The organism is Telluria sp. GW821-FHT07G12, assembly GCF_059418525.1.
Genome location: NZ_JBWKQA010000003.1, coordinates 430,299 through 451,829, shown reverse-complemented (window position 1 = coordinate 451,829; position 21,531 = coordinate 430,299). Strand labels below are relative to the sequence as shown.

The 21,531-nt window shown below is 63.8% G+C and carries 11 protein-coding genes; 3 read left to right on the top strand and 8 right to left on the bottom strand.

Translation table 11 applies throughout. The features are described from left to right. Nucleotides 1-34: 34 nt before the first annotated feature. Nucleotides 35-2,953: a TonB-dependent receptor domain-containing protein gene (locus AC07PE_RS14575; RefSeq protein WP_498765582.1), complete on the bottom strand. Its 2,919-nt coding sequence runs from the start codon at nt 2,951-2,953 to the stop codon at nt 35-37. Nucleotides 2,954-3,618: 665 nt separating this feature from the next. On the opposite strand from AC07PE_RS14575, the gene AC07PE_RS14570 reads away from it, so the two are divergent. From AC07PE_RS14570 to AC07PE_RS14560, 3 genes are all read left to right on the top strand, one after another. Continuing rightward, complete coding sequence (locus tag AC07PE_RS14570) at nt 3,619-5,235, top strand: NAD(P)/FAD-dependent oxidoreductase (protein WP_498765580.1); 1,617 nt, start codon at nt 3,619-3,621, stop codon at nt 5,233-5,235. 3 nt (nt 5,236-5,238) lie between these two features. Next, nucleotides 5,239-6,108: an EamA family transporter gene (locus AC07PE_RS14565; RefSeq protein WP_498765578.1), complete on the top strand. Its 870-nt coding sequence runs from the start codon at nt 5,239-5,241 to the stop codon at nt 6,106-6,108. A gap of 262 nt (nt 6,109-6,370) precedes the next feature. Further along, complete coding sequence (locus tag AC07PE_RS14560; RefSeq protein WP_498765576.1) at nt 6,371-9,076, top strand: TonB-dependent receptor; 2,706 nt, start codon at nt 6,371-6,373, stop codon at nt 9,074-9,076. Between the two features lie 145 nt (nt 9,077-9,221). Here AC07PE_RS14560 and AC07PE_RS14555 read toward each other — a convergent pair whose 3' ends face one another. The 7 genes from AC07PE_RS14555 to glnA form a co-directional block, all read right to left on the bottom strand. Beyond that, the gene (locus AC07PE_RS14555) at nt 9,222-12,209 is read right to left on the bottom strand and encodes a TonB-dependent receptor (protein WP_498765574.1); all 2,988 of its coding nucleotides are present in this window, start codon (nt 12,207-12,209) and stop codon (nt 9,222-9,224) included. Nucleotides 12,210-12,453: 244 nt separating this feature from the next. Beyond that, nucleotides 12,454-15,201 carry a TonB-dependent receptor gene (locus tag AC07PE_RS14550; RefSeq protein ID WP_498765572.1) on the bottom strand — a complete coding sequence of 916 codons (2,748 nt, stop codon included), beginning with the start codon at nt 15,199-15,201 and terminating at the stop codon, nt 12,454-12,456. A 247-nt stretch (nt 15,202-15,448) separates the two neighbouring features. Continuing rightward, nucleotides 15,449-16,414: a magnesium/cobalt transporter CorA gene (corA, locus tag AC07PE_RS14545; protein ID WP_498765570.1), complete on the bottom strand. Its 966-nt coding sequence runs from the start codon at nt 16,412-16,414 to the stop codon at nt 15,449-15,451. Between the two features lie 155 nt (nt 16,415-16,569). Further along, the gene (gene ntrC, locus AC07PE_RS14540; protein ID WP_498765568.1) at nt 16,570-18,090 is read right to left on the bottom strand and encodes a nitrogen regulation protein NR(I); all 1,521 of its coding nucleotides are present in this window, start codon (nt 18,088-18,090) and stop codon (nt 16,570-16,572) included. 59 nt (nt 18,091-18,149) lie between these two features. Further along, a complete protein-coding gene (glnL, locus tag AC07PE_RS14535) occupies nt 18,150-19,220 on the bottom strand; it encodes a nitrogen regulation protein NR(II) (RefSeq protein ID WP_498765566.1) in 1,071 nt (356 codons plus the stop codon). After that, nucleotides 19,220-19,744 (bottom strand): DUF4124 domain-containing protein, encoded by a 525-nt coding sequence (locus tag AC07PE_RS14530; RefSeq protein ID WP_498765564.1) that lies wholly within the window; start codon nt 19,742-19,744, stop codon nt 19,220-19,222. Before AC07PE_RS14530 ends, glnL begins: the two co-directional genes overlap by 1 nt. A 130-nt stretch (nt 19,745-19,874) precedes the next feature. Beyond that, the gene (gene glnA, locus AC07PE_RS14525) at nt 19,875-21,290 is read right to left on the bottom strand and encodes a type I glutamate--ammonia ligase (protein ID WP_498765562.1); all 1,416 of its coding nucleotides are present in this window, start codon (nt 21,288-21,290) and stop codon (nt 19,875-19,877) included. Nucleotides 21,291-21,531 lie beyond the last annotated feature (241 nt).

The window sequence follows — 21,531 nt, the reverse complement described above, 5'->3', positions numbered from 1 at the left end:
CCGCCCCGGGGCGTCGACCTTCAGGAAAAACTGATTAGAAGGTGTAGTTCAGGCCCAGGCTGAAGAAACGGCCGACTGCGCCAGCCTGATGCAGCGACGCGTTGTAGGCGGTCTGCACCGAGGAGTTGCCGTAGGTATTGAAGTCCAGCGGCGGCTGACGGTCGAACATGTTGAGGATCGCGGCGCGCAGGCTCAGCTGCGAGCTCAGCTTGTACTGCACGTTCAGGTTCACTGCAGTGAACGATGGCACGTGGCAGTAGTATGCCGGCTGCGTCAGACCCGAGAAGTAGGCACGGCCGGTGATCGTGGCCGAGCCGGTGGCGCAGTCCTCGCCGCCGACCGACGGGTCCAGTGCCGAGAACGAGCTGGTGTAGTTCAAGGTCGTGGTCACGTCCAGCGGTCCGCGTGCATAGCCGATGCTGAACTGGGCGCGGTCCTTCGGCGAGCCGGTTGCACCAGAGACCACCGACGGGCCTTGGGTGCCGGCCAGCGAGTAGGTCACGCCGGCGACGGTCTGCTGGTAAGCGATGGTATGGGCGGCGCTCAGGTTCGCGCGCAGGGTGCCCAGGTCGCTCGGCAGGCGCCAGCGGTAGCCGATGTCCGCCTCCACGCCGCTGGTCTTGGTGGAACCGGCGTTGATGTACGGCGACTGCGCGTACAGGATTGGACCGGCAGATGGCAGGCCAACCACGGTGTTGGTGCCAACGCCGGTGGCAATGTCGACCGGCGTGATCGGACCGCGGACGAAGGTCGGGAAGTAGTTCGGGTCGTTACCGGCTGCCGACACGATCTGGTTGTTGACCTTGATGTTGTAGTAGTCGACGGTCGCGTTCAGACCCTTGACCGGCTCAACTACGATGCCCAGTGTGTAGGACTTCGATTTTTCCGGCGACAGATTCTTGCTGGTGGTCTGCACGTAGGTCGGCTGCAGCGTGCAGCTGCCGATCACGGTGCCGGCCTGGTTCGGGTTGTTCGCACCACCCGGGCACAGGATCGGGTCGGCGATGCCGTTGAAGCCGAAGAACGAACCTGCATTGCCGGTTTCGGCCGGGTTCGGCGCGCGGAAACCGCGTGCGAAGGTGCCGCGCAGGGCGAACTGCTGGACCGGGGTCCACTTGAAGCTGGCCGCCGGCGTAAACGAATTGCCGAAGGTGTCGAAGTGGTCGTAACGGCTCGAAACGTGCAGTTCGACGTTCTTGATCGGGGTTGCTTGCAGCTCGGCGAAAGCGGCGGTGTTGGTTTCCGAACCGATCACGAAGGCCGACGTGTTGGCGACCTGGCCGTTGGCGGTCAGCGACGCGGCCGGCGCGTCCCAGGTGCGCTTGTGCCAGTGCACGCCGGCAGCAAGCGCCAGCGGGCCGGCGCCCAGTTGCATCAGTTCGCGCGAACCGACGGCGTCGAAGTAGTTCAGCTTCGAGGTCAGGGTGTTCGAGAAGCGCGGCGACACCTGGTCCATGATCGCTTGCGAGTTGCCGCCCAGGACATTGAACTGGCCGGCATTGATGAGGCTGTACAAGCGGGCACGGTCGAGGTAGCCGCTGTAGTCGATGTCGACCTTGGCTTGGGTAATGCCGCCGGCAATGTTGGTGTCCCAACCCCAGGCGCTGCCGTGCAGGTCGAGTGCGAAGCGGGTGGTGCTCGAAGTGTTGTGCTGCTGGGCCTGGCCGTCGATGCCCGGCACATAGCCGTACAGGCGGGCATTGTTCGGGAACGGGTTGGTCAGACCTGCGCCGACCGGTGCGCCTGGTGCGAACAGCGTGCTTGCCACGCGGCCGACGCCGCTGGTCAGCACGCCGTTGTTGAGCGAGGTGCTGCCGGCGAAGGTGGTCGGCGAATAGGTCAGCGGTACGCCGCGGTTGTTGGTATTGACGCGGTTGAACATCGACGCCTTGAAGGCCAGCTCCCAATCCTGGGACAGCTTCTTGGTTGCGCCGAGGACCACGTTGATGTTTTCGGTTGCCGGCTGGATGAAGCCGGTGGTGTCGCGCACCGTGCAGCCGTTCGCGCGATACAGGGTGTAGTTACACTTCGGATCCAGGAACACGAAGTTGGCTGCATTGTTGACGCCGCCAGTACCCGACGGGTTGTACAGGAAAGGCGAGTTTGCTGCGGTCAGGAAACCGTTCAGCGAGATCGGTGCGCCAGTCACTGGGTCCAGGCGTGCGACAGGTGCGCCCAGGCTGAGGTTGTTGCCGCCCACCGAACGGAAATCGCGGTTGGCCCACTGATACTGGTCGCGGTCGGCAACCTTGATCGCGCCCTGACGGCGCCATTCGGCGGTAGCAAAGACGTTATATCCGTCGCTGTCAAGGTCGCCAAAACCGGTGCTGAAGGATGCGCGGTTGGTCTTGCCGCCACCATGCTGGGTGTTACCCGACTCAGCCGCAAGGCGGGTGCCTTGGAAATTCTTGCGCAGCTTGATGTTGATCACACCAGCCACAGCGTCCGAACCGTACAGCGACGAGGCGCCGCTCTTCAATACTTCGATGGAATCGATGGCGTCGAACGGGATGCTCGAGACGTCGACGAAGGAACGCTGCGAGTCGTCGCCGATGGCATAGGGCGACATGCGGTGGCCGTCAATCAGGACCAGGGTCGAACCCACGGTCAGGCCACGCAGCGACACGCCGGAAGCGCCGTTCGCGAACGCGCCGGAGAAGCCGGTACCCAGGGTGCCGGCGCCGTTGGCAGCCAGGTCCTGCAGCAGTTCGGCGACCGAGGTCTTGCCGCTGCGCTGGATATCCTGAGCAGTCAGCACCTGCACTGGGGTCGGGGTTTCAGTGTCGGTGCGGCTGATCAGCGAGCCGGTCACTACCACGCGTTGAGGCGTTGCGCCGCTTGCCCCCGGATTGTCGGTAGTCTGCGCCTGTGCGCCATCCATCACCCCGGCGGTCAGTGCAGCACCGCTGAAAGCGAGCGACAGAGCACGTACTAAAACGGTTTTCTTGAACATGTGATTTCCTATTTTTGGTATTCAGCCGTTCTCTCGAACGGCCCGATAACTACTGCTGAATTACTAAAATGCTGCCAAATCACCCTAACTTTTTCGCTAAAGTCCTACTAAACGCAAAGTTCTATCCCTACAACTGTAAGGATATCTGTACATAGAAACATAACGATTGAGCAAGTGTCAATTGCTGTCCGGCATGGCAAAACAATGCAGGAAGCATAAATATTCATGTGCCAAAACAATGCGGACGGAAGCGCACAATGGTGTTGCGCAGCAAGACATAGGTTGCCAATAAATTGCTGAACATAGAATTTTTATAAATCTCAATGAAATCAAGTAAATAGGTATATGTTGCATGAGTAAATCATGCTTACTGCCTATGCTGCATTACATCATTTGACTACACATCTGATTTATCTCCAGAAATAATGCACTGGAATGGTGCACTTGGTTTTTCTGGTAAGAGAGCGTCAAGCGTTGGGTTGGTACAACGTATCGGACACGATGTGGACATCGGCTTCCACTATGCCGACGGCTAGCGTGGACAATGCAAACGTCCGCGGACAATCGTCTTCGAACGGCCATGCCTGACTCCGAGCCGGCCTACGGTACACCGGGTTACAATATAAGGTTGAACCGACCAAGCGTTGCGAGCCACGCCCTTTACCATGCTGAGAATTGCCGAATTAAAACTTCCCCTCGACCATCCCGAACCCGCATTGCGCCAGGCGGTGCTGAGCCGTCTCGGCATCGCTGAAGACGAACTGATCGACTTCACCGTGTTCAAGCGCAGCTACGACGCCCGCAAGCGGAGTGCCATCGTGCTGATCTATGCACTGGACGTGCAGGTGAAGAACGAGGCGCAGGTCTTGAAGCGGCTGCAGCACGACCGCCAGGTCGGTCCCGCCCCCGATACCGGCTACAAGTTCGTGACCAGCACCAAGCCGGCGCCCGGCGTCCCGCGCCCGGTGGTGGTCGGCATGGGGCCGTGCGGCCTGTTCGTCGCCCTGATCCTGGCCCAGATGGGCTTCAATCCCATCGTGCTGGAGCGCGGCAAGATCGTGCGCGAGCGCACCGTCGATACCTTCGGCTTCTGGCGCAAGCGCAAGCTGAACACCGAGTCGAACGTGCAGTTCGGCGAAGGCGGCGCCGGCACCTTCTCGGACGGCAAGCTGTACAGCCAGGTCAAGGACCCGAAGCACTACGGCCGCAAGGTGCTGTCCGAGTTCGTGAAATCGGGCGCGCCGGAAGAAATCCTGTACGTCAGCAAGCCGCACATCGGCACCTTCCGCCTGGTCAAGATGGTCGAGCAGATGCGCGCCGAGATCCTGTCCCTGGGCGGCGAGATCCGTTTCGAAACGCGCCTGGAAGACGTGCTGGTCGAGGGTGAGGGCAACAGCCGCCAGGTGGTCGGCGTGCGCCTGGCCTCTGGCGAGGAAATCCCGACCAATCATCTGGTGATGGCGATCGGCCACAGCGCGCGCGACACCTTCGAGATGCTCTACGACCGCGGCGTCTATATAGAAGCGAAGCCGTTCTCGATCGGCTTCCGCGTCGAGCACCCGCAGTCGCTGATCGACGTCTGCCGCTTCGGCCCGAACGCCGGCAACAAGATCCTCGGTGCGGCCGACTACAAGATCGTGCACCACGCCTCGAACGGCCGCAGCGTCTACAGCTTCTGCATGTGCCCGGGCGGCACGGTGGTGGCGGCGTCCTCCGAAGAAGGCCGCGTGGTCACCAACGGCATGAGCCAGTACTCGCGCGCCGAGCGCAACGCCAACAGCGCGATCGTGGTCGGCATCACGCCCAGCGACTACCCGGGCCACCCGCTGGCCGGCATCGCCTTCCAGCGCGAGCTGGAGTCGCGCGCCTTCGTCCTCGGCGGCAGCAACTACGACGCCCCGGGCCAGCTGATGGGCGACTTCGTGCGCGGCGTGGCCTCGACCGAATTCGGCTCCGTGGTCCCGTCCTTCAAGCCGGCCGTGCACCTGACCGACCTGGCCACTGCCCTGCCCGACTACGCCACCATCGCGCTACGCGAGGCTTTCGTGGCCTTCGACAAGCAGATCAAGGGCTACTATAAAGAGGACGCCGTGCTGACCGGGGTCGAGACCCGCACCTCCTCGCCGATCCGCATCAAGCGCCACGACGACAACCTGCAAAGCCTGAACACCCGCGGCCTGTATCCGGCCGGCGAAGGCGCCGGCTACGCGGGCGGCATCATGTCGGCCGCGATCGACGGCATCCGCGTGGCGGAAGCGGTCGCGCTGTCCATGGTCGGCTAAGGCGTGACGACCCAGGCCGAAGCCCAGGTCCAGGTCCGGCACGGCGCCGCCCTGCCTGCGCTGGCGATCGCCGCCGCCATGGTGTCGACCTACGCCGGCGCGGCCTTCGCCAAGCATCTGTTCCCGCTGGTCGGGGCCGAAGGCGTGGTGGCGCTGCGCGTCGGTTTGTCGGCCCTGCTGCTGGCGGGCTTCACGCGGCCCTGGCGCGCCCTCCCCTCGCGTGCCGAACTCCCCGCTCTGCTGCTCTACGGCCTGGCGCTGGGCTGCATGAATCTGCTGATCTACCGCGCCTTCGCGCGCATCCCGATCGGCATCGCGGTGTCGATCGAGGTCATGGGGCCGCTGGCCGTGGTGCTGCTCTCGTCGCGCCGCGCGCGCGACTTCCTGTGGGTGGCCTGCGCCGGCATCGGCCTGTGGCTGCTGCTGCCGCTGAAGAACGGCGCCGGGGGGCTCGACCCGCTGGGTGTCGCCTGTGCCGCCGGCGCCGCCCTGTGCTGGGCGCTATACATCGTGTTCGGCAAGCGCGCCTCGCAAGCCCAGGGAGCCGGCACGGTTGCCTGGGGCATGCTGGCGGCCAGCGTCTTCATCGTGCCGATCGGGGTGAGCTACGCGGGCAGCGCCCTGCTCTCGCCCTTCGTGCTCGCAGCGGGCCTTGCGGTTGCAGTGTTGTCCTCGGCCGCGCCCTACACGCTGGAGATGATCGCCCTGCGCAAGCTGCCGCGGCGGGTGTTCGGCATCCTGGTCAGCTCGTCGCCGGCGGTGGCGGCGCTGGCCGGCTTCATGGTGCTGGGCGAGCGCCTGTCCGGCTTGCAGTGGCTCGGGATAGCACTGGTGATTCTCGCCTGCGGCGCCACTGCCGCCAGCGCGGAATAAAGCCCACCGGCGACCGATAGCAGGCAGTGCCGCAAAGGCCTGCCCCCCGTCCGCACCGGACGGCCAGATGTTACATTTCAGAAAAAATCCTGTATTTACATACACTTACCAATAGGAAAGTGTGTCTTATTTCAGCATCATGACAGCTGAATTCGCTTGGTTTGCGAGTTTCTGTCCGTGTATCTTAGCCCTGTTGAAATATTTCAAAAAAAGTATTTTTCAATAAACTAACCCAAGGAATAAGATGCTTACGGAAAAAATCATGGCAAGGACACTGCGTATGGTGTTCTCGGGTACCGCAATCGCAGCCGGTATCGGATTTGCGGGCCAGGCCCTGGCGCAGACCCAGGAAACGCAACAGGCTCCGATTGCACGTGTCGAGATCACCGGCTCGGCAATCAAGCGCATCGACGGCGAAACCGCCGTGCCTGTCACCGTGATCCGCGCCGAAGACCTGAAACGCGAGGGCATCACGACCATCGAGCAGGTGATGGCCAACCTGAGCGTATCGCAAGTCCAGCAGACGTCCAGCCAGTCGGTCGGCTCCAGCACCGGCGGCTCCTCGTTCGCCGACCTGCGCGGCATCGGTGCCAACAAGACCCTGGTGCTGCTGAACGGCCGCCGTCTGGCAAACAACGCCTACGACAGCTCGGCGCCCGACCTGAACATGATCCCGTTCGCCGCGCTCGAGCGCGTCGAAGTGCTGCGTGACGGCGCTTCCGCGCTGTACGGCTCCGACGCCGTGGGCGGTGTGATCAACTTCATCACGAAGAAAGATTTCCAGGGCGGCGTGATTTCCGCCGGCATCGACAAGCCCAAGGAAAAGGGCGGCCAGGGCTACAACGCCAACGTGGCCCTCGGCTGGGGCGACCTGGACGAGAAAGGCTGGAACTTCTCGGCCGTGTACGACCACCAGGAACAGCGCCACATCGGCGGCACCGAGCGTCCGTACAACACCCGCTTCACCGGCGGCCTGTCGGCCTCGACCTTCCCGGCCAACTACTACCAGGGCGGCGGCAGCTTCAACCCGTCGGCTCCGAGCTGCGCCAGCGGCGTGGCCCTGATTCCGAACGGCGCCGGCGCCTGCACCATGACGACTTCGTCCTTCGTCGATTACGTCCCGCGCAGCGTCCGTGATTCCGGCCTGTTCCGCGGCACCCTGAAACTGCCGGGCGGCCACGAACTGGGCGCCGAGTACCTGACCAGCCAGAGCGTGGTGGCAACCCAGATCGCACCGGTCCCGTACGGCGGCCTGTACATGAACCGCCTGACCCCGAGCGGCGCACCGAACCCGTTCTACCCGAACAACCCGGCCCTGAGCCCGACCTACGTCGAGGACTTCATGCCGGCCGGCGTGCAGCCGGGCTTCATCCACGTCCGCTGGCGCGACCTGCCGAACGGCGCGCGCCAGGACAAGAACACCAACAACCAGCAGCGCCTGGTCCTGTCCCTGCGCGGCAACCTGTTCGGCTGGGACTATGACACCGCCGCCACCTGGAACGAAAACCGCGTCAAGGAACGCCTGATCGGCTACAGCAACGGCGACATCATCACGACCGGCGTGCGCAACGGCATCATCAACCCCTTCGGCGAGCAGACCGCCGCCGGCACCGCGCTGCTGAATTCGGCCGGTCTGGAAGGCGAAGTCATGGGCGCCCGCGGCCAGTCGACCGGCCTCGACTTCCACGCCAGCCGCGAGCTGGGCGACTGGCTGAACGCCGGCCGCGGCGCCGGTCTGGCGCTGGGCGCGCAAGCGGGCTACGACAAGTTCACGCAGTCCGCCAACGCGGAATTCGCGGAGAAGGTCATCGCCTCGACCGGTATCGACCCGGCCACCTTCAACTCGGGCACCCGCCACACCTACGCGGTCTACGGCGAGCTGAACGTCCCGATCATCAAGACCCTGGACGTGACCCTGTCGGCCCGCTACGACAAGTACAGCGACTTCGGCACCAGCACCAACCCGAAGGTCGCGTTCCGCTTCCAGCCGGTCGACGCCGTGCTGATCCGCGGTTCCTACTCGACCGGCTTCCGTGCGCCGTCGCTGTATGAGATCCACTCGGCGCAGACCATCACCAACACCGGCAACAACTACGACGACCCGATCAACTGCCCGGGCGGCAAGGCGCTGCCGGGCAAGTCGCCGTCGGCCGTCTGCGACCAGCAGTTCCAGGCTCTGCTGGGCGGTAACGACAACCTGCAGCCGGAGAAGTCGAAGAACGCGACCATCGGCGTGGTGCTCGAGCCGATGAAGGACCTGAGCGTCGGCATCGATCTGTGGGCGATCAGCCTGAAGAACACGATCGGCAACCTGAGCCAGGACTTCATCTTCGCCAACCCGTCCAAGTACGCGGCCCTGTACCACCGCAACCCGGCCGGCGACCTGTCGATCGACGGTTCGCAGTGCCCGAACCCGGCAACCTGCGGCTACATCGACGACCGTACCCAGAACCTGGGCGGCACCATCACCAACGGCGTCGACCTGTCGCTGAACTACCGCCTGCGCGCCGGCTCCTACGGCAACTTCACCCTGGCCTCGAACGCGACCTGGATCCACAAGTACCAGTTCCAGAACGAAGCCGGCGGCGAGTGGGTGCAGAACATCGGCACCTTCGCGCCGGAAGGCACCGGTCCGGTGTTCCGCTGGCAGAACACCACCAACCTGGTGTGGAACAAGGATCGCCTGTCGGCTGGCCTGACCGCCCGCTACAAGACCGGTTACCTGGACCAGGTCAACGAAGATTCCCCGCAACCGGCGGGCTACCACGTGCCTTCGTACACCACCTTCGACACCTATGTCAGCTGGAACGAAAGGAAAGGCCTGGGCCTGACCTTCGGCGTGCGTAACCTGTTCGACCGCGATCCGCCGGTGTCGTACCAGACCTCGACCTTCCAGGCTGGCTACGATCCGCGTTTCTACGATGTGACCGGCCGTACCTTCTACGCACGGGCCAGCTACACCTTCTAAGCACGAGCCCTGCCCTGCCGATGCCAGCCGGTTCGCCGGCTGGCATTTTTATCGGGTGCATAAAAAAACGGATTCATGTTCGCACATGAATCCGTTTTTCGCTTTCAGCGCCTGGCCGCCCGGGAGCGGCCAGTTGAGCCCTACATCAGAACTCGTAACGAGCCGAGAAGCGCACCGAACGCGGCGTCTGGAAGCCGGTCGGCTGCTGGTAGTTGCGGTTCAGCGTACCAACCGTGACGGTGTCGCGCGAGTAGTCGCGCTGCTCGTTCCACTCGGTGACCTTCTGCATGTTAAACACGTTGAAGACGTCGGCCTGCAGCGTCAGGCGGCCATTGGCGACCTTCGGCAGGTAGGCGACCTGCAGGTCCAGCATGAAGTTCCACGGGGTACGGCCAGCGGTGCCTCGGTTGTGCAGTTCCGACACACCCTTTTCGTTCAGGCAGTAGTACGACGATGCAGTGGTATAGCCTGCCGCGTCGGACGCGTCTGGGGTGTAGGCCGGCACGAAGCCGATGCAGCTGGTCGGGCGGCCCGACTGCAGGCTGCTGTTGAAGCCCAGGCGCCACTGGTCGTTCAGGCCGTAGTTGCCGTAGATCTTGAACGTGTGGCGGCGGTCGTTCGACAGGTAGCCGTCAGCGCCATTGGTCAGCGAAGCGAAGTCGAAGTCCTGAGTGATGCCGGCGTCTTCCTGGTTGATGACCGAGTTGACGTAGCCTTCCGCAGTGCCCCTCAGCTTGGCCCAGACGTAGGAACCGGACACGCTCCACTTGCCGTCCCAAGGACGGTCGAAGGTCAGTTCGAGCGCCTTGTACACGCGGGTGTACTTGGCCAGGCCCAGGTAGCTGTTCGGGACGGTCGCGCGCTGCAGCTTGCCGCTGCTGTCCAGGTCCATCATCAGGGTGACGTCGTTACCCGGGTTGACGATCATGCAACCGGCCATCGTGCTGGAATCGAAGTCCTTGTAGCCCTTGTCGGCCGCCCACTTCTCGAAACCGATGTGCGAGCAGTAGTCGTCCATACCGTTGTTGATCTTGCGGTAGGTCGCCTTCAGGCCCATGGTCCAGCGCGCCGCCAGGGCTTTCTGGAAGCCGAGGATGACTTCGTCCTGCGACATCGGCTTGAGGTTCATGTCGGCGATGGTGGCCGGGTTGGCCAGGCTGCCGTCGCTGACGATGCTCGGGTTGCCGATATCCTTGGCGGACAGGCCCAGCGGAGCCTGGGTGCGTGGGTCGCGGCCGGTGAAGGTGTAGAAGCGCTGTTCGAACAGTTCGCCCTGGGTGGCGCGGATGTTGGTGTTCGAGGCGATCGGAATGTAGTAGCGGCCGACGTTACCGTACACTTTCAGCGAAGCGTCGCCATACACGTCCCACGAGGCGCCGATACGCGGTGCGATCAGGTTGTCCTTCTTGGCGAAGCTGATGCCGTCGCCGTTGCGGTTATCGAAGGATTCCGAACGCAGGCCCGCGTATAGCAGCACGTTCGGAACGATCTTCCAGTTGTCTTCCAGGTAGTAGGCCTTGTTCTCGACTTCGAAAGCGCCGCCGGTCGAGGTCGATTCACGCCGGCGCACGTACTGGCCGCCCGGCGCCACCACGTTCGGCACGCCGTTCACGGTGCCGTTCGTGCTGATGAAGTAGCGGTAGTAGTAGCCGCCCGAGTAGGTCGAGCTGCCGGCCTGGATCGAGGTGAACTTCTGGTGGTCGAGGCCGGCGCGCAGGTTGTGGCTGCCCAGCGTGTAGTCGACGTCGAAGCGGTAGGCCTTGCGCTTGTCCTCGTCGTCCGGCGCGTTCAGGGCGCGCACGGCCGGGCCCGGGAAGGGCTTGGCCCAGCAGCCGATCTCGCTGGCGCCGTCGGTCTCTAGGATGACCGGGCAGTCGAGGCCGGCCTGGCGGGCGCCGGTAGTCTTGGCCAGCTTGTCGCGCACCTTGCCGACCAGGGCCGACACGGTCAGGTTGTCGGTCAGGTAGCCGGTGTACTTGCCGATCAGGACGTGGCCGCCCGAGGTCTGATTGCTGTAGGCCGGCGCGCCCTTGTGCCAGGTCAGGTTCTTGTCTTCGGGGTGGACCGCGAGATCCTGGTTCCAGTCGGTAATGTCGACATCCTGCCGGTTGTCGATTCCGGTGAACTCAAGGCGATGCATGTCGGTCGGCGTAAAGTCGACCTTGACCATGCCGTTCGGACGCGCCGAACGCGTGCGGGTGCTGCCTGCTTCACGGAAGCTGTCGGACGTGTCGTGCTTACCCTCGAGGATACCGAATATGAACAGCTTGTCCTGGATGATCGGGCCGCCGGCGAACACGTCGTACGACAAGTCGCTCTGCTTGCGCGGCGCGTTGTACACGGTATAGCTGTTCGGGGTCTGGGGGTTGAGGTCCTGCACGTTCTTGCCCTGCGAGCGCAGCGAATCAGGCTCGTAGAACATGGCGCCGCCCGCCTTCCAGGTGTTGGTGCCGCGCTTGGTCGCGATACTGATGATACCGCCCAGGGAACGGCCGTATTCGACGCCGTAGCCCCCGCTCTTCATCTGCTGCGCGCCGATGGCGTCGAAGGGCAGGTTCGCGTAGGACAGGAAGTTACGGAGATTGGTGACGTCGAAGCCGTTGATGTAGTAGCCGTTCTCGGCCACCGACGCGCCGCTGAAGGACGGGAGGTTGCCTGCGCCCAGGTCGGGGTCGCCGCGCACCACGCCCGGGGCCAGCTGGGCGACCATGTTCACGTCGCGCGCAACCGGCAGCGCCGCCATCTGGTCGGCGGTGAAGACGGTGCTCGATTCGATGGTGCTGACGTCGATGCGGCTGCGGGTGCCGCGCACGACCACGCGCGTCGCATCCTGCCCGCCGAGGTCGACGCTGGAGCCCGAACCGATGTTGACGGTGACGTCGCGCTTGACGCCGCCCGATTCCACCGTGTACGCACCCGGCGGCAGCTTGTTGGCGCTGAACTCACCACGGGAATCAATCGTGACCTGGCGGCTGGAGCCGTTTTCGGTACTGGTGATGGTTACTTTCTGACCCGGCTTGCCATGGCCGTAGATCGAGCCTTCGGAACTTTGCGCATAAGCGAACGATGCGATGAGCATGCTGATCGCCGCAGCGGCGGCACGGCGCTGGAAGCGCGCGGACTGCACTTTCATACTTCCCCCTGTAAATACAATCATTTGTTGTGAAGTCGTCATTGCAATTTAGCAATGCAACTTCTTCAACTTGAACATATGCATGATTAATGTGTCAATATATATGTACAGTCGACAGGTTGTTTAGGGGAAATGTGTTGCAGATTGGTCATCATGGCCGATGACAATCTGTGCTAAGCGATGCGCAAATAAAAAGCCCGCTGCCGTGAGGCAGCGGGCTTTGCCGTTTACACGAGTACCAGGCTTAGAACTGGTAGCTTGCGCTCACATAGCCGGTCTGGCCGCGCGGGTCGTACCAGGTCGGATCGTAGCCAGTCTGGAAGTAGGAACCGCCAGTGATGACTTCGGTCGGCTTGCGGTTGAACAGGTTCTTGACGCCTGCGGTCAGGGTCAGGTTCTTGATGCCGCTATAGGTGCCCTGCAGGTCCCAGGTCGAGAAGGCGCCGACGTGCTGGGCGACCGGCTCTTCCGCATCTGCGCGGTAGCTATCCCAGTAGCCCGACTGGAAGTTGTTGGTCAGCGAGGCGCCGAACTTCTTGTACTTCCAGTCCAGGGTCAGCTGATCCCTCCAGCGGAAGATGATGCCGCCGTTGGAGACCGCGCTCAGGACGTTGCCGTCCTTGTCGATGGTCGCGGCGACGCTGCGCTGCACGGTGCCGTCGGCCAGGGTCAGGTCATACTTCGAGGTGTAGGTACCGTTCAGGCGCAGGTTGAAGTTGCCGTAGGTCGGCGACTTCAGCAGGGCCCAGCGCACGTCGACGTCCACGCCTTCGGTCTTCACGCTGCCGGCGTTGATGTTGGTGCCGACGATGTTGGTGATGTTGCCCGACTTGTCGCGGGTGACCAGGCCGGTGTAGGCCGGGTTGCCGGCGGCAGCCTGGCTCAGCGTGAACGACGGCGACAGCGTGGTCACCAGGTTGTTCACGTTGATCTTCCACCAGTCGACAGCGATCGACAGGCCCTTGACCGGGTCGACCACGATGCCCAGCGAGGACTGTTCCGACTTCTCAGGCTGCAGCTTCGGGTTGCCGCCGTAGGTCTGGTTGAACTGGCCGAACTGGCCGGTAACCGGGTCGGTCAGGTTGGCGCTGGTGCCGATGGTCTGCTGGTTCATCAGCTCGGGCAGCGAAGGCTCGCGGAAGCCCTTGCCGTAGGAGCCGCGCAGCAGCACCTGCGAGATCGGCTGCCAGCGCAGGCTGACCTTCGGGTTGGTGGCGCTGGCGTTCGGGTAGCGGTCGTGACGGACGGCCAGGTCGGCTTCCAGGTTCTTCACGATCGGGACGATGGCTTCGGCGAACACCGCCGACGAATTGCGCGATGCCGACAGCGGCAGCTGGGCGCCGCCGTAGCCCGACACGTCGCCGCTCTGGTAAGCCGCGCTCGGGTTGACCGACAGGTTCTCGTCGCTCATCGAGGCGCCGACGGCGAACTTCACCATGCCGGCCGGCAGCTGATACAGGTCGCCCGAGATGCGCGCATTGAGGGCGTCGTTGCGCAGCACCGCGTTCATCACCGGACCGACGTAGTTGGTGCCGTAGATCTGGCGCGCCAGGTCGGCCGACTGGTACTGGGCCAGCGGGTTGAAGGCGTTGTTGTTGCTCAGCAGTTTGACCAATGCGGTCTGGTTCTGATAACCCTGGATCGCGCGCTCGGTCACGTCGCTCGAGTTGTGGGTGTAGGCGACGTCGTAGTCGTAGCCCTTGACGATGCCGCGGAAGCCCAACACCAGGTGCGATGCGATTGCGGTGTCCTTGGCGATACGGTCGCCGCCGTCGAAGGCGCGGTAGCTGACGGTCAGCGGCTGGCCGTTGACGCCGGCCGCGGTGGCCAGGGCCACCGGGTAGTACGGGCTGCTCGGCGACACGACGATCGCCGGGTACTGGTTCTGCGTGCCGAAGGCCGGGTCGGTCGACAGGAAGGAAGCGCTGTACGGCGAAGGCTGGGCATGCTGGGTGGTCTCGTTGCGCGAGACGAAGCCTTCCGCGAACAGCTCGGTGCTGTCGTTCAGCTTGAAGCGGAAGCTGGCGCCGACGTTGGCGCGCTTGGCTTCCGGCACCAGGTTGACGTAGGGCGAGCTGTCGAAGCGGCAGGTGCCGAGGTTGGCGTCCCAGGCGCTGCCGTTGGCCGCGCAGTTGGCTTGCGACAGGCCGTTGCCGATGCCCTTGCCGATCGAATTCAGCGCGTTCGGGACCACGCCGCCGGCGTTGGCGGTGGTGACCGGGTCGAAGGTGCTGAAGTTGCCGCTCGGAGTCGCGCTCGAATCGCGGAAGCCGTTGTTGTTCCAGCCGGTGCGCGCATAGTCGCGCTGGCGGCCGAAGATGGCCTTGTCCTTGCTGACGTCGGCCGACAGCGTGATGTTGTAACGGTCCGCATCGAAATCGCCCCAGCCGGCCAGGACGCTGGCCTTGTTGGTCTGGCCGCCGCCGCCGCGGCTGACGCTGGTGTAGCCGTTCAGTTCCACGCCCTGGTAGTTCTGGCGGGTGATGAAGTTAATGACGCCGCCGATCGCATCGGAGCCGTAGACGCCGGAAGCGCCGTCCTTCAGCACTTCCACGTGGTCGATCGAGGCCAGCGGGATCGAGTTGACGTCGACCGCGGTGCCGTCGGTAGCGTAGTTGCCGAGGCGGCGGCCGTTGACCAGCACCAGGGTCTTGGAAGCGCCCAGGCCGCGCAGGCTGGCGCTGGACAGGCCGTAGGTCGACAGGCCCGCGCCTTCGGCCTGGTTGCTTGCGCCGGCCATGGCGTTGGCGGTCAGGGTGGTCAGCAGTTCGGCGGTGTTGGTGGCGCCGGTGCGCTTGATGTCCGCGGCGCTGACCATCTGCACCGGCAGTGCGCCTTCGACGTCGGCGCGCTTGATCGAGGAGCCGGTCACTTCGACGCGGGCGATCGGTTTGCTGTCTTCCTGGGCCAGGACCTGGCCCGCGAAGCCGACGCCGATGGCGCCGGCAAACATGACGCGCACGGCGCGCGACAAGGTTTTTTCTTTGAACATGAATTTTCCCAAACGATGATGAGTTGTCGCTGGCTTGGGAAGATCGGGGTCGCCCAAGTCGGCGGCCTGAATAATGATCGCCGGCTTGAGCATCGGTCAATATTTACAGTGTGAAAATCTCATTTCTACAACATAACATCTCGTAACAAATCATAAGTTGCCGAACAAGCTTCAGCTCGTTCCATTTGCTGCAATGCAATAAAAAGAAAGGGCGCCGCAGCGCCCTCTATCTATGAAGCAATGACATTCAAAGCCAGCCGGCCTTGCGGAATTTTCGATACAAATAGAAACAGACCGCAAACATGGCGCCGATCGCCATCGGATAGCCCCACTTCCATTCCAGTTCCGGCATGTACTTGAAATTCATGCCCCACACGCCGGCGAAGGCGGTGAACACGGCAAAGATGGCGGCCCAGGCGGCCAGCTGCTTGTTCACTTCGCTCTCGTCGATCGAGACCATGGCCAGGTTCACCTGGATTGCGGTGGCGATGGTGTCGCGGATGGTGTCGAGGCGGCCGCCGATGCGGATCAGGTGGTCGTGCACGTCGCGGAAGTAGTCCTGGACCCCGCTCGCCATGCTCGGCGCGCGACCGCCCAGCAGGCGCCCGACGGCGTCCATCAGCGGGATCACGGCATGGCGCAGCTCCAGGCCCTTGCGCTTGAGCTGGTACAGGCGCTCGACGTTCTGGCGCTGGGCGCCGTGGGTGAAGATGCGGTCTTCGATGGTTTCCAGCTCGGACTCGAGCTTGTCGACGATGGGGAAATAGCGGTCGACCACGGCGTCCATCAGCGCGTACATCACGAAGGAAGAGCCCATGCTGAGCAGGTGCGGCTCGCGCTCGGCGCGGGCGCGCACGCCCAGGAATCCCTTGGCGGCATCGCGCCGCACCGAGAGCACGTAATTGGGACCGGCGAAGATTGCGAGTTCGCCGGTGGCCAGCGCGTCGCCTTCGAGATCGACGGTGTGCACGACGGTGAACAGGCAGTCGCCATATTCCTCGATCTTCGGGCGCTGGTGGCCGCGCGCGGCATCCTCCACCGCCAGTTCGTGCAGGTTGAACTCCTCCTGCATCTTGCGCATCTCTTCATCGGTGGCGTCGCGCAGCGCGACCCAGACGAAGCAGCCGGGCCGTTCGAGATAATCGCTGATGTCCTCGACGGGGATGTCGGAGAGTTTTTTACCTTCCTGGTAGGCGACGCAATTGATTAGCATGCCGAAAGTCTACACCATGTCCAATCAAGCCCGTCGTTCCCGCGGAGGCGGGAACCCATGCTGCGTTTCGGAACTTGCCAAGTCCGCTTGGGCGTTGGACCTATCGACTTCGGCTCCTCAGCATGGATCCCCGCTTTCGCGGGGATGACGTAACACTATTCGTCCTTCGCGCCGTCGATTCCCAGCTCCGCAATCTTCCGCGTGATCGTATTGCGTCCAATGCCCAGCCGGATCGCCGCATCGTTCTTGCGCCCGTGCGTGTGCTTGAGCGCCGTGCGGATCAGGGCCGATTCGAACTGCTTGCCCAGCACGTCCATCACCTCCACCTGCCCGTCCGACAGCATGCGCGCGGCCTGCAGTTCGAGCAGGCCGATCCAGCCGTCGGCGCCGGTCGCCACGGCGGTCGACATCGACGGCAGCACGCTGGCGACAGCATCGAGACCGCCGTGCAGCGGTCCGGCGCTTGGCGCCGGCATCGCCACTGCTTGCACCGCCGCCATGGCGGAAGCGGCGGCAGCAGGCTGCGCCTGGGTCAGGTCGCGCGGCAGGTCCTTGACCTCGACGGTCTGGCCGGGCGCCATCACGGTGATCCAGTTGCACAGGTTTTCCAGCTGGCGCACGTTGCCCGGCAAGTCGAGGCCGGCCAGGAAACGCGTCGCCTCCTCGCTCAGGCGCTTGGGCTCGACGCCCAACTGGCGTGCACTCTGCACCAGGAAGTGGCGCACCAGGATGGGGATGTCTTCCCTGCGCTCGCGCAGCGACGGCAGACGCAGGCGGATCACGTTCAGGCGGTGATACAGGTCTTCGCGGAACAGGCCGTCGCGCACGCGCTGTTCCAGGTTCTGGTGGGTGGCGGCGATCACGCGCACATTGGCCTTGACCGGCTGGTGCCCGCCCACGCGGTAGAAGTGGCCGTCGGACAGCACGCGCAACAGCCGGGTTTGTAAATCGAAGGGCATGTCCCCGATTTCATCGAGGAACAGGGTGCCGTTCTCGGCCTGCTCGAAGCGGCCGCGCCGCATCGCCTGGGCGCCGGTAAAGGCGCCGCGCTCGTGGCCGAACAGTTCCGACTCCAGCAAGTCCTTCGGGATCGCCGCCGTATTCAGCGCGATGAAAGGCTGGGACGCGCGCGGACTGTGCTTGTGCAGGGCGCGCGCCACCAGCTCCTTGCCGGTGCCGCTTTCGCCGGTGATCAGGACCGTCACGTTCGACTGCGACAGGCGGCCGATGGCGCGGAACACCTCCTGCATGGCCGGCGCCTGGCCCAGGATCTCGGGCGTCTCGGTGGGCGCGGTCTCGACGCTGGCTTCGCGCAGGCTCTCCTCGAGGGCGCGGCGGATCAGCGCCACCGCCTTGTCGATGTCGAAGGGCTTGGCCAGGTATTCGAAGGCGCCGCCCTGGAAGGAGGCGACGGCCGAATCGAGGTCGGAGAAGGCGGTGATGACGATCACCGGCAGGCCGGGATGCTTTTCCTTGACGGCGGCCAGCAGGTCGAGGCCGGACTCGCCCGGCATGCGGATGTCCGAGACCAGCACCTGCGGGCTGTCGTTCTCGAACGCGGCCAGCGCCTCGCGTCCGCTGGCAAAGCTCCGGGTTGCGAGGTTCTCGCGCGCCAGGGCTTTTTCCAGCACCCAGCGGATCGATGCATCGTCGTCGACAATCCAGATTGGTTTCATTAGTTCAGTGCTTCCCGCGAAGGTTCATCATTGGACTGCGGCCGCACTGCCCCCGCCACTTATGGCAGCGGGATCAGAAGACGGAAATCCGTCAGTCCAGGCCGGCTTTCGCACTCGATCATTCCCAGGTGCTGCTGCACGAAGGTCTGCGCCAGCGTCAGCCCGAGACCGCTGCCGCCCTCCCGCCCGGATACGAGCGGGTAGAAGATGCGGTCGCGGATATCGGGCGCGATGCCCGGTCCATTGTCGATGATATGCAAGTCTAATGCCAGCCCGTAACGAACCTTGGCCAGGGTGACCTGGCGCGCCACCCGGGTGCGCAAAACGATCTCGGCCTCGCCCGCGGCGATGCGCTCGCGCAGGGCCTGGGCGGCGTTGTGGACGATGTTCAGCACGGCCTGGATCAGCTGCTCCTTGTCGCCGCGGAACTCGGGAATCGAGGCATCGTAGTCGCGGCGGATCGCCAGGCCGGACGGGAATTCGGCCAGCACCAGGCTGCGCACGCGTTCGCACACTTCATGGATGTTGACGTCGCCGACGATGTGCGGACGGCGGTGCGGCGCCAGCAGGCGGTCGACCAGGGTCTGCAGGCGGTCGGCTTCCTTGATGATCACCTGCGTGTATTCGCGCAGCGAGGTCAGATGCACATCGGGCAGCTCGAGTTCCAGCAGCTGGGCCGCGCCGCGGATGCCGCCCAGCGGGTTCTTGATCTCGTGCGCCAGGTTGCGGATCAGTTCCTTGTTGGCCTGGCTCTGGTCGAGGATGCGCTCCTCGCGGTCGAGCTTGAGCTGCTGGACGTTCTCGCGCAGCTCGACCACCACTTCTTCGTCGCCGGCCGCGCTGACGATGCTGTGCACGTGCAGCGGCTCGCGCCCGCTGCGCTGCAGGGTCAGGTCCTGGCGCAGGTCGGCGTACTTGTGCGCCAGCGCCTGGCGGCACAGCGCATCGAGCTCCTCGCCATTGAGGAAGAGCTCGGCCAGCTTCTGGCGCGACAGCGATTTGACCGAGACTTCGAGCAGATGCTCGGCGGCCGGGTTCGCATAGCGCACCAGGCCGGCGGCATCGGCCACCAGCACGCTCGATGCCAGCAGGTCGAGACCGGCGAAGCGTTCCTGCGATGTGTTGTCCATTAGCGGATGTTGGCGATTTCGCGCTTGAGCGCTTCAACGTTCTTCTCGGCGCGGCCGATGTCGTCGCGCATCTGGGCCACGCGCTCCTGGTACTTGGCGTAATTGCGCTCGTTGCCCTGGCGTTCCGGCTCGCCGTTGTTGAATACGCGCTTCAGGTCGGCCAGCTTCTTCTCTTCGGCGCGCAGTTCCTCGTCGAGGATGGCGCGGCGGTCGTCGTCGCGGGCGCGCTGGGCGGCATTGTCCACGCGCGGGAAGTTGGCGGGACTGGCGGCCGGGCTGGCTGCCGGACGGGCGGCGCCCTGGCGCATGCCGGCCGGCGGACGGCTGGCAGCCGGCGGCGTCGAGATGGCGCCGGACACGACCGAATCGACCACCTTGCAGTTGCCGGCGTTCGTATCGGTGTAGAGCACGCGGCCTTCCTTGTCCACGCAGCGGTAGACCACGGATTGGGCAAGGGCCGGCGTGGCCAGCGCGACGGCCAGGAGGATCCCGATCGGGCGCTTGATGAAAGCGGTACTTGTCATTCGCATCAGGTCAGTCTGCACGATGTGCCTGTTTGGGAATCTTCCGACTATACCGCATCCATATTGAAACGAAAAAAAACTCGGGGGTGCCTGGCGGCCTCCCCGAGTTCTTGTTGCCGCGTGGCTACACTTACGACGAATAGTACATGTCGAATTCGGCCGGGTGCGGGGTCATGCGCAGACGCTGCACTTCACCCATCTTCAGCTCGATGTAGGCGTCGATCATGCTGTCGCTGAACACGCCGCCGCGGGTCAGGAACTCGCGGTCCTTGTTCAGCGCGTCCAGGGCTTCTTCCAGCGATGCGCACACGGTCGGGATCAGCTTGTCTTCTTCCGGCGGCAGGTGGTACAGGTCCTTGGTCGCGGCTTCGCCCGGGTGGATCTTGTTCTGGATGCCGTCCAGGCCTGCCATCAGCAGCGCGGCGAAGCACAGGTAGACGTTGGCCAGCGGGTCCGGGAAGCGGGTCTCGATGCGGCGGCCCTTCGGGTTCGCCACGTGCGGGATGCGGATCGACGCCGAACGGTTGCGGGCCGAATAGGCCAGCTTGACCGGAGCTTCGTAGCCAGGCACCAGGCGCTTGTACGAGTTGGTGCCCGGGTTGGTGATCGCGTTCAGGGCCTTGGCGTGCTTGATGATGCCGCCGATGTAGTACAGGGCGGTTTCCGACAGGCCGGCATAGCCGTCGCCGGCGAACAGGTTCTTGCCGTCCTTCCAGATCGACTGGTGCACGTGCATGCCCGAGCCGTTATCGCCGTTCATCGGCTTCGGCATGAAGGTGGCGGTCTTGCCGTAGCTGTGGGCGACGTTCCAGACCACGTACTTCAGGTTCTGGGTCCAGTCGGCGCGCTCGACCAGGGTCGAGAACTTGGTGCCGATTTCGTTCTGGCCGGCGCCGGCCACTTCGTGGTGATGCACTTCGACCGGGATGCCCAGCGATTCGAGGATCAGGCACATTTCCGAACGCATGTCCTGGAAGCTGTCGACCGGCGGGACCGGGAAGTAGCCGCCCTTGACGGTCGGACGGTGGCCGCTGTTGCCGCCTTCGAATTCCTTGTCGGTCGACCAGGAGGCTTCTTCCGAGCTGATCTTGACCATCGAACCCGACATGTCGATCTTCCAGTGGACCGAGTCGAAGATGAAGAATTCCGGCTCCGGACCGAAGAAGGCGGTGTCGCCCAGGCCCGAGGACTTCAGGTAGGCTTCGGCGCGCTTGGCGATCGAGCGCGGGTCGCGGTCGTAGCCCTTGCCGTCCGACGGTTCGATCACGTCGCACTGCATGAAGACGGTGGTCTCTTCCATGAACGGGTCGAGGTTGGCGGTGTTCGGGTCCGGGATCAGCAGCATGTCGGATGCTTCGATGCCTTTCCAGCCGGCGATCGAGGAGCCGTCGAAGGCGTGGCCGGATTCGAACTTGTCTTCGTCAAAGTGCGAGATGGGAACGGTCACGTGCTGCTCTTTGCCGCGGGTATCCGCGAAACGCAAATCGACGAACTTGACTTCGTTATCCTTCAGCATCTGCATTACATCTGCGGCGGTCCTTGCCATTCGTATTCTCCTGATTGAAAAAGGGGTGTCGGCGACGCCAACGGGGCGTGCGACAGGCGCATGGTCTTATAAGCAGTAAGTGTGCCAGCTCTTGTCCATGAGCAAATAAGCAATCTGTCGTTGGTGCACCCGACATTTGACCCGTAAAATCAATGACCCGATATGGGCGCACGGTTTTGATGCGATCTCATCCATACGCACCAGACTGGTGCAAGTGGCGCAGTATGCACCAACTTGAGGC